At 69.4% G+C, this 14,455-nt stretch carries 12 protein-coding genes; 5 read left to right on the top strand and 7 right to left on the bottom strand.

What is annotated here, in order from left to right:
* Window positions 1–184: 184 nt before the first annotated feature.
* The gene (locus ACFY1J_RS37860) at window positions 185–1,111 is read left to right on the top strand and encodes a glycosyltransferase family 2 protein (RefSeq protein WP_390708437.1); all 927 of its coding nucleotides are present in this window, start codon (window positions 185–187) and stop codon (window positions 1,109–1,111) included.
* On the opposite strand, the gene ACFY1J_RS37855 is transcribed toward ACFY1J_RS37860, so the two are convergent.
* The 3 genes from ACFY1J_RS37855 to gmd are packed head-to-tail and all read right to left on the bottom strand — an operon-like array spanning window position 1,095 to window position 4,363.
* The gene (locus tag ACFY1J_RS37855) at window positions 1,095–2,066 is read right to left on the bottom strand and encodes a GDP-L-fucose synthase family protein (RefSeq protein WP_390708436.1); all 972 of its coding nucleotides are present in this window, start codon (window positions 2,064–2,066) and stop codon (window positions 1,095–1,097) included. The two genes, ACFY1J_RS37860 and ACFY1J_RS37855, sit on opposite strands and share 17 nt — an antisense overlap.
* Window positions 2,067–2,106: 40 nt before the next feature.
* Window positions 2,107–3,270: a DegT/DnrJ/EryC1/StrS family aminotransferase gene (locus ACFY1J_RS37850; RefSeq protein WP_390708435.1), complete on the bottom strand. Its 1,164-nt coding sequence runs from the start codon at window positions 3,268–3,270 to the stop codon at window positions 2,107–2,109.
* 52 nt (window positions 3,271–3,322) lie between these two features.
* A complete protein-coding gene (gmd, locus tag ACFY1J_RS37845) occupies window positions 3,323–4,363 on the bottom strand; it encodes a GDP-mannose 4,6-dehydratase (protein WP_390708434.1) in 1,041 nt (346 codons plus the stop codon).
* A gap of 242 nt (window positions 4,364–4,605) precedes the next feature.
* Between gmd and ACFY1J_RS37840 the strand changes: the two genes are divergently transcribed.
* Window positions 4,606–5,727 (top strand): glycosyltransferase family 4 protein, encoded by a 1,122-nt coding sequence (locus ACFY1J_RS37840; RefSeq protein ID WP_390732820.1) that lies wholly within the window; start codon window positions 4,606–4,608, stop codon window positions 5,725–5,727.
* Here ACFY1J_RS37840 and ACFY1J_RS37835 read toward each other — a convergent pair.
* Genes ACFY1J_RS37835 through wecB form a run of 4 tightly spaced genes read right to left on the bottom strand, consistent with a single transcriptional unit; the run spans window position 5,721 to window position 9,727 of the window.
* Window positions 5,721–6,731 (bottom strand): BtrH N-terminal domain-containing protein, encoded by a 1,011-nt coding sequence (locus ACFY1J_RS37835; protein ID WP_390732819.1) that lies wholly within the window; start codon window positions 6,729–6,731, stop codon window positions 5,721–5,723. The genes ACFY1J_RS37840 and ACFY1J_RS37835 overlap by 7 nt on opposite strands.
* On the bottom strand, window positions 6,728–7,534 hold the full coding sequence (locus ACFY1J_RS37830) for a MerR family transcriptional regulator (RefSeq protein WP_390732818.1): 807 nt from the start codon (window positions 7,532–7,534) through the stop codon (window positions 6,728–6,730). The genes ACFY1J_RS37835 and ACFY1J_RS37830 overlap by 4 nt, the downstream gene beginning before the upstream one ends.
* 43 nt (window positions 7,535–7,577) lie before the next feature.
* Entirely contained in the window at window positions 7,578–8,447 is an 870-nt protein-coding gene (locus tag ACFY1J_RS37825; RefSeq protein WP_390708430.1) for a class I SAM-dependent methyltransferase, read from the bottom strand.
* Window positions 8,448–8,482: 35 nt separating this feature from the next.
* Window positions 8,483–9,727 carry a non-hydrolyzing UDP-N-acetylglucosamine 2-epimerase gene (wecB, locus tag ACFY1J_RS37820; protein WP_390708429.1) on the bottom strand — a complete coding sequence of 415 codons (1,245 nt, stop codon included), beginning with the start codon at window positions 9,725–9,727 and terminating at the stop codon, window positions 8,483–8,485.
* A gap of 321 nt (window positions 9,728–10,048) precedes the next feature.
* On the opposite strand from wecB, the gene ACFY1J_RS37815 reads away from it, so the two are divergent.
* The 3 genes from ACFY1J_RS37815 (at window position 10,049) to ACFY1J_RS37805 (ending at window position 14,429) form a co-directional block, all read left to right on the top strand.
* Entirely contained in the window at window positions 10,049–10,801 is a 753-nt protein-coding gene (locus tag ACFY1J_RS37815) for a WecB/TagA/CpsF family glycosyltransferase (protein ID WP_390732817.1), read from the top strand.
* Between the two features lie 42 nt (window positions 10,802–10,843).
* Window positions 10,844–12,085, top strand: coding sequence for a UDP-N-acetyl-D-mannosamine dehydrogenase (wecC, locus tag ACFY1J_RS37810; protein ID WP_390732816.1), 1,242 nt, complete (start codon window positions 10,844–10,846; stop codon window positions 12,083–12,085).
* A 64-nt stretch (window positions 12,086–12,149) separates the two neighbouring features.
* On the top strand, window positions 12,150–14,429 hold the full coding sequence (locus tag ACFY1J_RS37805) for a bi-domain-containing oxidoreductase (protein ID WP_390732815.1): 2,280 nt from the start codon (window positions 12,150–12,152) through the stop codon (window positions 14,427–14,429).
* Window positions 14,430–14,455 lie beyond the last annotated feature (26 nt).

Raw genomic sequence — 14,455 nt, 5'->3', positions numbered from 1 at the left:
GGCCGGGCGGCGCCCCGACCGGGTCACCCACCGAGCCCCCCACCACAAGGCGTTCCTAGGCTCGTTGGGTGACATTCCACGGGTCCGGCACGACGGACCACAGCTGCCCGCGGCGGTGTCACTAAGCTCGGCGGCATCTCCCGCGCAGCACCCGTCTTTTCCGCTCTGACAGGCAGCCACTTTGATGCCCAGCACGCTGAAGAGCATTCTCGTCGCCGTACCGACGACAGGGGCCCGATCGGTGCGCCCCCTGCTCCGTGAGCTTGTCCAACAGGCCCGCGCTGTGGAGAGCGACGGCACACATACGGTCTCGGTGGTGCTCCTGGACAACTCGGCAACCGGCTCGGCATCCGCTCGTGCGGCTGCCGACGCCTGCGGCATCGAGTGCCTGCGGGTGGCGAGGAAGGGGTTCGCCCAGGTCCGCAACGCGGCGTTGGAGGCCGCCCACACCTACGCCGCGCTGGTGTTCATCGACGACGACGAGCAGCCGGTCCCCGGCTGGCTGCACGCCCTCGTCGCCACTGCCGAGGCCGACGACGCCGATGTCGTCATCGGCCCCGTAGCGGTACGTCTGCCGCCCGGGGCGCCGCGTTGGCTGGACGAGGGACGGCTGATCCGCGAGGTGCGGACGCAGCAGGACGGCCCCCTGCAGGGATTCGGCCAGTCCGGCAACACACTTGTGCGCATGTCGGTGGTCCACCGTACGCAACTGCGCTTCGACTCCGCCTTCGACGAGACCGGCGGCGAGGACGCGGTGTTCTTCAACGAGCTTGTCCGGCAAGGGGCGCGGCTGTTCTTCACCCGTGCCGCCATGGTGTGGGAAACCCCCGACCCGGAAAGGCTGACGCCGACCGGTGTGGTGCGCCGTGCCTATCGCGCGGGACGTACCGCGGTCGTCGTCGAGGCCGCGATCGAAGACCTCTCGGTGCCCCGTCGCGCCGTCCGCAGAGCGGGCAAGGGCGCGCGCGGCCTGTGCCGGGTCCTGTCGGGTACGGTCACGGCCCGCCCCGTCTCCTGCATGCGGGGTCTGCAGGACATCGCCTTCGTGGGCGGTTGGGCGCTGGCCCTTGTCACCTCGGCAGGGCGACGCACGGTCACCGGTCGGCAGTGACGGTACGGCGCTCCCGCAACGCCGAGCCCGCATACCGGTCCAGGTACCAGTCGTAGGTGCGTCCGAGCCCTTCGGCGAGCCCGGTGCGGTGGCGCCACCCGGCCGCGTGCAGCCGGCTGACGTCCAGCAGTTTCCTCGGCATGCCTTCGGGCTTGGTGGCGTCGAAGCGCAGCGATCCCTCGTAGCCGACCACGTCGCGGACGAGTTCGGCCAACTCGCGGATCGAGACGTCCTCGCCCGTTCCCACGTTCAGGAACTGGCGCTGCGTATAGCTGCCCAGGAGCCAGACGACGGCGTCGGCCAGGTCGTCCACGTACAAGAACTCGCGTCGCGTCGCCCCGGTCCCCCAGATCACGACCTCGGGCAGGCCCGTCGCCTTGGCCTGGTGGACCCGGTGCAGGAGCGAGGGGATCACATGGGAGGTCTCGGGATCGAAGTTGTCGTTCTGGCCGTAGATGTTCGACGGCATGCAGGAGATGAAGTTCATGCCGTACTGGGCGTGGATGTACTCGCACAGCTTCATTCCGGCGATCTTCGCGTAGGCGTAGGCCTCGTTGGTGGGTTCCGGCTTTCCCTCCATGAGGTACTCCTCCCGCATGGGCTGCGCGCACATACGGGGGTAGATGCAGGAGCTGCCGAGGAAGAGGAACGTCTCCACGGCCGCATCCTTGGCCGCCCAGATCAGGTTGTTCTGGATCTGGAGGTTCTCGTACAGGAACTCGGCCGGATGGTTGATGTTCGCCTGGATGCCGCCGACCCGGGCCGCGCTGTCGATGACGTACCGGGGCCGCTCACTCAACATGAAGGCCCGCACGGCACGTTGATCGGTGAGGTCGAGCTCGCCGCGCGTGGCGAGGAGCAGGTTCTCATGCCCGCCGGCTCTCAGGTGCCGTACGATCGCCGCGCCCACCATCCCGGTGTGGCCGGCGACATAGATCTTCGCGTGCCGGTCCATGTGCGGCCGCCCTTCTTCCGATGTTTTCCGTCCGTGCCGGTCAGCCGCGCAGCAGCGCACGCAGGGTGGCCAGTTCTTCCTCGGTCAGCTCGGGGTTGTTGCCGAAGTAGAAGCCGCCCGAGTGCACACGGCGCGCATGGGGCCGGTTGGCGTCGTCCTTGACGTACTTGCGGTAGAACGGCTGTTGCGTGACGTCCCCCGCGATGATCGGGCGGATCTCCACGCCGGCGGCTTCGAACGCGGCACGGTACTTCTCCGCCAGCTGCGGTGTGCGGCAGACGACGGGCATCGCGAAGTTGGAGACGCAGTCCATGTGGCTCACGTCCAGCTGATGGAAGTCGTCGTTGCCGGCCGTCGCCGCGTGGAAGAGGGCGAAGTTGGACGCGCGGCGCTGAACGATCTCGTCCCAGTAGCGGATCTGCTGATTGCCGATGAAGCCGTTGATCTCGGTCGGCCGGACGTTGTAGGCGAGGTCGTAGAACGTGTACTTGGCGTAGAAGTCGTCCACACCCGCCTCGGCCCGCAGCGCGGCCCGCGCCGTCGCGGGCAGGCTGCGGTCCCAACCGTGCGCCCGCGCGATCAGCAGCTGGTGGTACAGCTCCTCGTCGTCGGTGCACACCATCCCGCCCTCGATGGTGGACAGGTGGTGGCCGACGAAGAACGAGAAGGTCGATGCCGCCCCGAAGTTGCCGAGCAGCGTGCCGTGCATGCGCGAGCCCAGCGCCTCGCAGTTGTCTTCGAGCAGGAGGATTCCGCGCTCCTCGCACCTCGACCGCAGCGCCACGAGGTCGTCGCAGAACCCCAGGACGTTCGTCAGCCACAACGCCTTGCACTGTGAGATGTGGGCGTCGAACGTCTCGGGCGAGACGTTCAGGGTGTCCAGCTCGCAGTCCACCGCCACCGGCTCCAGGCCTAGCTGGATCAGCGGCATGACGTTCGTCGGCCAGGTCAGGGCGGAGAAGCCGACCCGGTCGCCGCGCCGCAGCCTGCCCTGATTCAGCAGTGCCTGGATGAGGAGCAGATTGGCCGCGCTTCCGTTCGCGACGAACACCGCGTGCGCCCGCTCCTGCTTCGCGGCGAACGCCGTCTCGAACGCCGCGCACTGTTCGGTCATGCTGAACACGTCGTGGCTGAGGATGAAGTCGGCCAGGGCTCGCTTGGTGTCCGCCTCGCGGTGGAAGCTGGACTTGATCAGCTTGATCATGAGGGCAACCTTCGGAAAAGGGGGAGTTGACGTCTGCCGCCGCGCGAACCGGTCAGTGCGGGGCCAGAGTGTGCGCCGGTGCGGGCACGGCGGGCACCGCGCCCCCGTCCGAGCCGAGGAGTTGCCGGAGCTCCGCGTCGGTCATCAACCCGGCGAGTTCCGGGGTGAGCACGGTCGGCTGCCAGCCAAGGACCCGGGCTGCCTTCGACGCGTCCCCCACCAGGTCGTCGACCTCGGCCGGGCGCAGGTATCGCTCGTCGAAGCGCACATGGTCGCGCCAGTCGAGGCCGACGTGGGCGAAGCAGTGCTCGACGAAGTCCTGCACGCTGTAGCTGGTGCCGGTGGCGACGACGTAGTCGTCCGGTTCGTCCTGCTGCAGCATCCGCCACATGGCATCGACGTACTCCGCGGCATACCCCCAGTCGCGGCGCGCCTCCAGATTGCCGAGGTAAAGGGTGTCCTGCAGGCCCGCCTTGATACGGGCCGCCGCCATGGCCACCTTGCGGGTGACGAACGTCGGCCCGCGGCGGGGCGATTCGTGGTTGAAGAGGATGCCGTTGACCGCGTAGAGCCCGTATGCCTCACGGTAGTTGCGCGTGATCCAGTACGCGTAGACCTTTGCCACTCCGTAGGGAGAACGCGGGTGGAACTCCGTCTGCTCGTGCTGCGGCGGAGGCGAGGCGCCGAACATCTCCGAACTCGACGCCTGGTAGAAACGGCAGGGCAGGCCGGTGGTGCGGATGCCCTCCAAGAGCCGTGTGGTGCCCAGCGCCGTGGTGTCCGCGGTGAACAAGGGCTCGTCGAAGGACACGCGCACATGCGACTGCGCGGCCAAGTTGTACACCTCGTCGGGCTGTACGCGCTCCAGGAGGCCGGCCACCCTGCTGGCATCGGTCAGATCACCGTAGTGGAGGAACAACCGGGTGTCCGCGTCATGGGGATCCTGGTACAGGTGCTCAATACGGCCCGTGGTGAATGTGGAGGCACGCCGGACGATCCCGTGGACGGTGTATCCCTTTGCCAGGAGCAACTCGGCAAGGTAGGAACCGTCTTGGCCGGTGATTCCTGTGATGAGCGCCGTTCTGGCTGTCACACGCGACTCCTATGCCGATGCCGACGGAAAGGGGCTTGTCCAGCACGCCAGTTCACACGGCGTGCGAGTTGCACAGTGAATCAGCGCGCCACGACGATCTCGGCCAGGCCGTAAGTGTGTTTCACCCGGCCGTATGGACATCTTGGTCCGTCTGGTCTGCTCCCCAGGAGAGGGCCCACATGCCGGTGAGCCGCCCTCCGTACAGTGCGCCACCGTGGCGGTTCGATTGGGGAGCACAAACCATGAAGAGACTTGAATTCGGTGTGAACGCATGCTTTGTGCGACACGGCCGGGTGGGTGGCGCCGAGCAGGCAACCGTCAATCTTCTTCAGGGGTTGCGTTCCGAAACCGCCACAGATGAGCGCTGGGTCGTCTACGACCGCGAGCCGCTTGTCACACGAGGCCCGCTCGCCCCGGTCCGTGAACGCACACTGCGCGATGTCGCTTCGGTGAACCGCATGGTGTACGAGCCGATCGCGCTTTCCCTGAGGCGTCAGCCGTCCGTCTGGCTCCACCTCAGCTACGTCACCCCCATCGGGCTGCGCGCGCCGTCGGTGACGGTCGTTCATGACCTTCAGTACAAGTACTTTCCCGAGAATGTCCCCGCGCTGAAACGAGCTTGGCTGATCCGAGCCCATGCCATGACCGCGCGTCGCGCACAGGCGATCGTCGCCATCTCACAATTCACCGCACGGGACCTGTACCGGTTGCACGGCTCGACCGTCGACGGAAAGGTCGAAGTCATTCCGAACGCGGTTTCCTTCGACCGCCTCATCGCGGCGGCACCGGAAGAACTACCGCCCCATCTCGTGCCCAGGAGACCATTCCTGCTCGCGGTCGCCGCGCACTACCGGCACAAGAATCTCAAGACACTGCTCGCCGCGTACGAGTTGATCGCGAAGCGACATGAAGTGGATCTCGTACTCGTCGGCCAGCGCCTCGAACAACTCAGCGGTCATTTCCGTGCTCCCAGCATCGAGTCCGAAGAGGCACGCCCCGGCGTCCGTTTCACGGGCTTCGTTCCCGACGCCGTCCTTGGCGCCCTCTACCGCTCCGCGAGCGTCTTTGTGTTCCCTTCCCTGTTCGAAGGCTTCGGCCTGCCCATCGTCGAAGCCCTCGGGCTGAGGGTGCCCACCGTCACCACCCGCTGCGGATCGATTCCCGAGATCGGAGCCGACCATCCGCTCTACGTCGACGATCCCCGCTCTCCTGAGGAGTTGGCCGAGGCGGTCGAAGCCGCACTCGCCAAACCCGACATCGCGCGTCCCGACGAAGCAGCCGCGGAAAAGCTCAGAGCCGTCTACTCGCCGTCGGCAGTCGCGGCCAGATACGCGGACCTCCTGCGACGCGTAGCCGGTCAATGAGCGGCAGGCAGGACTTCACCGCTCAGCCGGCTCAGTGCCTGCATGGCCTCGCGCTCGATGCGGGAGAGGTCGCACAGGACGGTACCTGCCTGTTCGAGGTACTGCGCATCTGCTGATTCGCCGGCCTTTGTGATCAGTGCCGCGGCTTCCGTCCAGAGGACGGCCGCCTCCGTGTACAGCCTGTGTCCGGTGCGCAGGTGGCCGCTGTCGAGCAGTTGGCCGCATTCGGCGAGGAAGTCGCGGTAGAGGTTGCGGAACAGGGCGCCGCCGGTGCCGGCCTTCTCCATCATGAGGGCGGCGTGCGGCAGGTCCCGTTGCGGGTTGTCGGTGCGCTGGAGCCAGGTGCGTACCAGTTTCCCCGCCTTCTCGATGCCGCGGTGGCCCAGGTTGGCGATCGGCGGGTTGAGGAAGGCGTCGGCGCAGGCGGTGATGGCGGGAATGATCCGGCTCGGCAGGGAGGGGAGTTCCGCCGGAGCGGTGAGGGTGAAGGACCGGTTCCTGGCGGTCATCGGGCCGCGCGCGGCCCTGGCCTCGGCGAGGCCGGCCAGGCTGGTGGACACCGCTCCGCCCTGCTGGTCGGTGTCCACCAGGTGGGCATCGCGGTCGTCGTAGCCGTACATGGCGACGACATGACCGCCGAAGTGCACCTTCGATGTGAAGTAGTCCAGGTAGTAGCTGTCGAGCTGCAGTCCGACGGGGTGGCCCGCGTCGATGGGGGCCACCACGTTCTCCCATGCTCTGCGGGGCGAAGTGGTCTCCTGGACCAGGAGCTCCAGGTCGAGCCCACCGGCCAGGTTTCTCGTGAGGTCGAACGGCTTGACCCGTCCGCCGAGGAAGGGAAAGCCCAGGTTCCTGCTGTCCCAGTAGATGAAGGACAGACCCGAGCCGAGGCCGAAGAGCATGGGCTCGGACAGATCGAGTCCTTGGTGGCGCAGCAGCACCCCCACAGCCGTCGTCTCGCAGTGCTGCGTACCGCGGGCGTCGATGTCCGGCACCGTGGTCATGCCTTGTGCTCCTGGACGGGGATGATCAGCCGGGTCATGAGTTCTTCCTGCGGTGCCTCTGCCGGTCCGACGAGATAGGCCTCGCGTACGGGCGCCTGCGGGCGCAGTCCGCGCTCGTGGACGGCGGCGAAGAGAGCGTTGTAGGCCAGGCGCAGTTGGCTGTAGGGCCCGATGTGCACGGTCTCGGCGACGAGTTGGCCGGGCAGCGTCTCCAACTCCAGGTCCGGTGTTCCCTCCCCCGGCGGCATCTGCGCTCCGACGGCGATCCGCATCCGCTCGTCCAGGTCCAGCGGGTACAGCCCCCACAACGGCGGTTCCCACGCGATGTCCGCCTTGCCGAGCGCGGACAGCAGCCGTCCCACGCATTCCTCGACCTTCGCCCCGATCTCCGCGGGGGTGCAGACCGCTCGCGCCACTGCCAGCCGTCGCTCCGGCTCCCTGCTCAGCGTCACCTCGTAGCCGGGCAGACCGCCCTCGGCCAGCCGCTCCAGCAGCTCCATTCGTGCCCGGTCCCTGCTGATCCGTTCGGCCAGCCGGTCCCGCTCGGCGCGCAGGATCTGTGCCCGGTGCTCGGGTTCGGCGGCCAGCGCCTGGGCGATCACCGCCAGGGGAAGGTCCATCTCGCGGAGCAGGGCGATGGTCAGCGCGTCGCGGGCCTGTTCAGGTGCGTAGTAGCGGTAGCCGGAGCCGGCGTTTACGCGGGCCGGGGCCAGCAGCCCCGTCTCGTCGTAGTGGCGTAGCTGCTTGACGCTGAGCCGGCACAGGCGGGCGAAGCGCCCGATGGTGAGAAGTTCGTCTTGCACGCCATCATGCTGGACCGTCCCACGGTGGGAGAGTCCAGCACTGTCAGCGGGCGTGCGGTGTCATGCGGACCCACAGGTGCCATCCCAGTGCCTTCCCGCTGCCGAGGCCGTGCACGGGCAGTGGCGGGGCATGCAGGAAGTGCTTCTCGGCGTGGCGGACGTCGAAGTCCGGGAAGTCCCGGCGGACCCGTCGGACGTCGTAGACCTGCGAGTACGGGTTGTGCGGCCCGTCGGTGTTGCTGTGGATGAAGGTCCGCATGCGCAGATACCGCGCGAGCCCGAGCCTGCGGGCGTTGTCCAGGTGGGCGCCGATGAGCCCCTTGGGGTGGGGCAGGCCGCCCAGCCGTGCCACGGGGTGGGCCGCCAGGAGGACCATCCGCCGCAACAGCCCGATGGAGACGAGGTAGTTGAGGGACCAGCGGGCGTACAGCATGACCACCAGTTCCCCGCCGGGCTTCAGGACGCGATGGATCTCCTGCTGGGCCCGGTGGATGTCGGGGACGTGGTGGAGCACCCCGTGGCTGAACACCACGTCGAAGGACCGGTCGGGGAACGGCAGGTCCAGAACGCTGGCCCGGTGCAGTCCCTCGTACGGCAGTTCGCGCAGGGCGAGGCGGGTGCCGGTTCTTCCGACGGCCGTCTCGGTCAGGTCGACTCCCGTCCACCGTGCGCCTCGGCGGATCAACTGCTCGGCCTCGGAGCCCTGTCCCAGCCCGATCTCCAGAAGGCGCCGGCCGGAGACGCCCAGCCTGTCCAGACATCCCGGGATGTGCGGTTCGAGCAGGTACTTGGCGGCGTCGTAGCGCGAGAAGAACTCCTCGTAGTCCTGCCGCTCGTCGCCGCCCGGTGCTCCGAAGATGTTGTCTCCGCACGGGTGGTCGGACCAGAACTCCTTGATGTCCGGCTCAATCACGGATTCTCCTGCCGTTTCGCATGCGCATACGGGGGTCACTGGGTGCCGTCGGCCGGCTGCCTGCCGCTCGTCGGCGTCGTCGAGGGGTGTGGCCGCCACTGGGTCGGCAGGTCCTCCGCGGCCAGGGCGGCCGTGGTCCCGGTGAAGTCCGCCGGGCTGTCGCACAGGCCGAACCAGTGGCCGAGGGCCTTAAGGGTGCGGTCCGCCGCGAGGCCGTCGCCGTAGGGGTTCACGGCCTGCGCCATCTTCGTGTACGCCGTGGGGTCCTGGAGCAGCCGGGTCACTGCGGTGACGATGCGCTCGGTGTCGGTGCCGACGAGGGCCACGGTGCCCGCGGCCACCCCTTCGGGACGCTCGGTGGTCTCGCGCATCACGAGGACCGGCTTGCCGAGGCTCGGTCCCTCCTCCTGGACGCCGCCGCTGTCGGTGAGGATGAGGTGCGAGCGGTTCATCAGGTGGGCGAAGCCCTCGTAGTCCAGCGGCTCGACGACCCTGACGTTCTCCAGTCCTTCGACCTTGGGCGCGATGGCGGCCCGTACGGCGGGGTTGCGGTGGATGGGGAAGACCACCAGCAGGTCGGGGTGGGCCGTGGCCAGCCGGGCGAGCGCGTCACCGATGGACCGCATGCCCCTGCCCCAGGACTCACGGCGGTGTGCCGTGACCAGGAGGACACGTCGGGGGTCCGTCTCCAGGTGGCGCAGGGTGGGGTCGCAGAGCCGGCCGGCCGTGCGGTCCAGGGTGGTGAGCAGGGCGTCGATGACCGTGTTGCCGGTGACCACGACCGAGTGCTGATCGACGCCCTCGCACAGCAGGTTGTGCCGTGCGCCGCCGGTCGGCGCCAGATGCAGGTCCGCCAGCCGGGTGGTGAGGCGGCGGTTCATCTCCTCGGGGTAGGGCGAGTACGTGCTGCGCGTCCGCAGGCCCGCCTCCAGATGGACGACGGGGATCTTCTGGTAGAAGGCGGCCATTGCCCCGGCGAGCGTGGTGGTGGTGTCCCCCTGGACCAGCACCGCGTCCGGCTGCTCCTTGTCGAGCACGGGCTGGAGCCGTTCCAGCGTGCGGGTGGTGATGTCGGTCAGGGTCTGCCCGGCGCTGAGGATGTCCAGGTCGTGGTCGGGTTCGATGCCGAAGAGCCGGTTCACCTGGTCGAGCATGGACCGGTGCTGCCCGGTGACGGCGACCAGCGGCTCGAAGTGGGCGGATGCGCGCAGTGCTGCGACGACGGGAGCCATCTTGATCGCCTCGGGGCGGGTGCCGTAGACAGCCATGATCCGCTTCATGTCTCGCCTCCGGCTCGGGGGTCGCCGCACTGGTGCATGCGCACCTGGCTATCGCGCGGTGCGGCGGGCGCCGTGCAGGCAGGCGCGCCGGTCGGCCGGCCGGATGCAGGAAATCGCCCTTTCAGGTCGTCCTGGCTTCTCCCCGCGTGGTGTCCGCTTGGCGCGGAGTGCACGTGGCCCATTCGAGTTGCGATGTCGGCGGGTTGCGCATATTGCGGTCGTCCGGGCCCGGACGGCACTTAGCGTGACGGACACGTCCACTGTCAGGCGGAGGCTATGGGGCCAGACAATGTTCTTGCACCGATGGACCGGCCGAACCGTATGAGCGAGACAGCACCGGTTCCTCTCTGCGGGCTTCCGGTGCACGCGCTCACCCTGGCGGAAAGTGTCGCCGCGGCCGAGAAGCTGATCGCCGATGGGCGACCTCACCAACATGTCTCGGTGAATGCGGCGAAGGTCGTCAGGGCCCGGCGGGATCCCGAATTGGCGCGCATCATCCGTTCCTGCTCGCTCGTCAACGCCGACGGGCAGGCCGTTGTGTGGGCGGGCCGGGTGCTCGGGCAGCCGCTTCCCGAACGGGTCACCGGCATCGATCTCATGCTGGCGCTGTGGGACCGCGCGGCGCGTGAGCGCTACCGGGTCTTCCTGCTCGGCGCCGAGCCCGCGGTGGTGCGCCAGGTGGCGGCCATCGCCACGCGCCGGGGAGTGGACGTGGTCGGATACCGCGACGGCTACTGGTCGCGCGAGCAGGAGCCGGAGGTGGTCGCCGCCGTCCGCGAAGCCCGCCCCGACCTCCTCTTCCTCGCGGTGCCGACGCCGCGCAAGGAGTACTTCCTCGCCGGGCATCTGGACGACCTGAACTGCGGTCTGGCGGTGGGCGTCGGCGGGTCCTTCGACGTGGTGGCCGGGCTCAGGGCGCGTGCGCCCCGGTGGATGCGCGGCGCCGGCCTGGAGTGGGCCTTCCGGCTCCTGCAGGAGCCCCGGCGGCTGTTCGCCCGCTATCTCGTGGGCAACACCGCGTTCGTCCTGCTGGTCCTGCGTGAGGCCCTGGCGCGACGCCGGCCACGCGGATAGTGCCGCCCGAGACGAAGTGTCGTACCCCTGAAAGGAACGCGCGTGTTCAGCACTGTCTCCGTCGTAGGGCTCGGATACATCGGGCTGCCGACCGCTGCCGCACTGGCCACCAAGGGAGTGGACGTCGTCGGTGTGGACGTCAACCGGGCCACGGTCGATCTGATCAACGCCGGGCAGGCGCCCTTCGTGGAACCGGACCTGGCCGTCGCGGTGAGCGGTGCGGTGGCGATGGGGCGCCTGCGTGCCGCCTCCGAGGCCGAACCCGCCGACGCGTTCATCATCGCCGTACCCACTCCCGTGGGCGAGGACCGCGAACCGGATCTGTCGTATGTGCGGGACGCGGCGGCTTCGGTGGCCGAGGTGCTCAGGCCCGGCGCGCTGGTGGTGCTGGAGTCGACGTCGCCACCGGGTACGACGCTGCGGCTCTCGCAGTGGCTGGCCGAGCGGCGGCCGGACCTGACCTTCCCGCACACGGCGGGCGCGGCCGCCAACGTGCATGTCGCGCACTGCCCCGAGCGTGTCCTGCCGGGCCGGATCATGATCGAGATCGTCACCAACGACCGGCTGATCGGCGGGGTGAGCGAATGCTGCGGCGCGCGGGCGAAGAAGCTGTACGAGCTGTTCACCCAGGGGCAGTGCCATGTCACGGACACCACCACCGCCGAGCTGGCCAAGCTGAGCGAGAACGCGTTCCGCGACGTCAACATCGCCTTCGCCAATGAGCTTTCGATGATCTGCGACAAGCTGGGCATCGACACCGGCGAGGTGATCGCGCTCGCCAACCGGCACCCGAGGGTGAACATCCTCCAGCCGGGCCCCGGGGTCGGGGGGCACTGCATCGCCGTCGATCCGTGGTTCATCGTCAGCGCGGCCGGTGAGCAGGCGCGGCTGATCAGGACCGCCCGGCAGGTCAACGACGCCAAGCCCGCGCATGTGATCGCGGAGGTGTCGAAGACCGCGGCGCGTTTCAAGGACCCGGTGATCGCGTGCCTGGGACTGTCGTTCAAGGCCAACGTGGACGATCTGCGGGAGAGTCCCGCGCTGCACATCACGGCGCAACTCGCCCGGCAGGCAGTGGGCCGTCTGCTGGTGGTCGAGCCGCACATCACCGAGCTGCCGTCCGTCCTTGCGGACACCGGGCAGGCGAAGCTCGTGGACCTCGAAGCGGCCCTGTACGAGTCGGACGTGATCGCCCTGCTCGTCGACCACGACGCCTTCCGCGGGGTCAAGCGGACGATGCTGCGCGGGAAGGTCGTCTTCGACACGCGCGGTCTCTGGCGCTGACGTCACCGGGGAACTCCCATTTCACCTGCTACTGCTCCCTCCAGTCTTCCGAAAGGCAATTGACGTGAAGGCAGTACTGCTGTCGGCCCGGGACGGTTCGATCAGTGTGGGAGAGATGCCGCCCCCGGTGGTGCAGTGGGGCACGGTGCTGATCCGCAACACCTACTCGCTGATCAGCGCGGGCACCGAGCGGGCGACCGTGGAGACGGGGGCCAGCAGCCTCCTGGGCAAGGCGCGGCAACGTCCCGACCAGGTGCGGCAGGTCCTCAACACGGCCCGGCAACTGGGTGTCGTGGAGACCTATCGGATGGTCCAGGACCGGCTCGACCGGCCCATGACGCTCGGGTACTCCTGCGCCGGGGTGGTGGTCTCGGTCGGGGAGGGCGTCGACGACCTCGCCCCCGGCATGCGCGTGGCCGCGGGCGGAGCCGGTCACGCCTCCCACGCCGAGCTCGTGACCGTGCCCCGCAACCTCGTCGTACCCGTACCGGACGGGGTGGAGGACCGGTGGGCCGCGTTCGCCACCGTGGGCGCCATCGCGCTCCAGGGAATCCACCAGGCCGAGGCGCCCGCGGGCTCCCGTGTCGCGGTGATCGGCCTCGGCCTGGTGGGGCAGCTCACCCTGCGGATCCTGCGGGCCTACGGGTACGACGCCGTCGGCATCGACCAGGACCCGGCGGCCGTCGACGCGGCGCGTGCGGCCGGGTTCGTCGCCCACCCCCGCCAGACGGAGGACCTCCCCGGGACCGTCGCACGGCACTGGGGCGGTGCGCGGGCGGACGCGGTGCTGGTGACCGCGGCGACGTCGAGCACGGATCCGGTCGAGCTGGCCGGGAGCCTGGCGCGGGACCGGGCGACCGTGGTCGTCGTGGGGGACGTCAAGGTGGCCCCGCCCCGGTCGTCGTACTACCACAAGGAACTGACGATCCGTTACTCCCGCTCGTACGGTCCGGGCCGCTACGACCCGCGCTACGAGGAGGCCGGCCAGCAGTACCCGGAGGGCTATGTGCCCTGGACCGAACGCCGCAATCTGGCCGAGGTCCTCAGGCTGGTGCCGAACCTGGACCTGGAGAGCCTCGAACCCCGCGTCTTCGCCGTCGAGGACGCCGCCGAGGCGTACCGCGTGCTGAACACGGAACGGCCGCGCCGCCGCCCCGCCCTGCTGCTGCGCTATCCCGGCACCGCGAAGGTGAGCGAGCCGCCGCGGCCCCGGGGCGAGGCCGTCACCTGGTCACCGCCCGCCGGGAGAGCGAGGATCGCCGCGATCGGGGCCGGGAACTTCGCCACCAAGATGCTGTTCCCGCAGCTGCACCGGGACCCGGGCGTGGCCTTCTCCTGGGTGGCGAGCGCGCGCGGCCTGTCGGCCGTGCAGCAGAGCAGGCGCTGGGGATTCGGCGAGGTCGCCGAGAGCGCCGAGCACGGGCTCGCCTCGGGCGACGCCGACTGCGTCATGGTGCTGTCCCGCCACGACAGCCACGGTCGCTACGCGGCCGAGGTGCTGAGCCGCGGGATGGCGCTGTACTGCGAGAAGCCCGTGGGCCTCACCGAGCGGGAGCTGGAGGAGGTGGCGGCCGCCTGGTCCCGGTCCGGCGCCCCGGCGCTCGCCGGTTTCAACCGCCGGTTCGCCCCGGCCGTACGGGAGTTGCGGGCGGCCCTGCCCGCGGGGGCGCCGCTCCAGGTCGTCCACCGGGTCTTCGCCGGCCGGCTGCCCGAGGACCACTGGTACTTCGACCACCGGCAGGGCGGCCGGCTGCTCGGGGAGGTCTGCCACTTCATCGACACCGCGAACTTCCTCGTACCGGGCAGGCCGGTGAGCGTGACCGCGACGGGTGTGGACGGCAGGGACCCGGCGTCGGCCCAGAGCGTCACCCTGCAGATCACCTACTCGGACTCCTCGACCGCCTCCATCGTGTACGGCGGACTCACCCCGCCCGGGGCGCCCAAGGAACTCATCGAGGTGGCCTGCGACGGTGTCGCCGCCAGGATCGAGGACTTCGGGTCCCTGAAACTGTGGAAGCGGGGCAAGAAGTCGGAGTCGGTCTACCGCGGGGCGCCGAAGGGGCATGCCGAGGAGATGCGGGCCCTGACCCGGCTGCTGCGGGGCGAGAAGGTCGCCGAGGCGGACTTCCGGCTGGCGCTGTGGAGCTCGCTCGTGGCCTGCCGCGCGGCTGCCGCCCTCGCCGACGGCGGCCAGAGCGGCACCGCGCCGTCCACCCCCGCGCTCGCCGAGGTCCTCGGCTGCGCACGCTCAGGACCCGGGGCGGGCGGCCCGGTGGGCGCGGTGCCGGAGCAGACCTTCGCCACGCCCGAGGGGGCCGGTACGACGGGAGGTTCCGGCGCATGAGCGCTCCGGGTACGGCCGCCCGGCCG

Source organism: Streptomyces sp. NPDC001406 (assembly GCF_042895285.1).
Lineage (GTDB): Bacteria > Actinomycetota > Actinomycetes > Streptomycetales > Streptomycetaceae > Streptomyces.
This window is presented reverse-complemented; position numbering and strand designations above follow the sequence as displayed.

Excerpts from the sequence above, each read along its gene's own strand:
- wecB (WP_390708429.1), bottom strand. The coding sequence starts at position 9,727 with ATGAAGCGGATCATGGCTGTCTACGGCACCCGCCCCGAGGCGATCAAG.
- ACFY1J_RS37850 (WP_390708435.1), bottom strand. The coding sequence starts at position 3,270 with ATGATCAAGCTGATCAAGTCCAGCTTCCACCGCGAGGCGGACACCAAG.
- ACFY1J_RS37835 (WP_390732819.1), bottom strand. The coding sequence starts at position 6,731 with ATGACCACGGTGCCGGACATCGACGCCCGCGGTACGCAGCACTGCGAG.
- ACFY1J_RS37860 (WP_390708437.1), top strand. The coding sequence starts at position 185 with ATGCCCAGCACGCTGAAGAGCATTCTCGTCGCCGTACCGACGACAGGG.
- ACFY1J_RS37840 (WP_390732820.1), top strand. The coding sequence starts at position 4,606 with ATGAAGAGACTTGAATTCGGTGTGAACGCATGCTTTGTGCGACACGGC.
- ACFY1J_RS37815 (WP_390732817.1), top strand. The coding sequence starts at position 10,049 with ATGAGCGAGACAGCACCGGTTCCTCTCTGCGGGCTTCCGGTGCACGCG.
- ACFY1J_RS37855 (WP_390708436.1), bottom strand. The coding sequence starts at position 2,066 with ATGGACCGGCACGCGAAGATCTATGTCGCCGGCCACACCGGGATGGTG.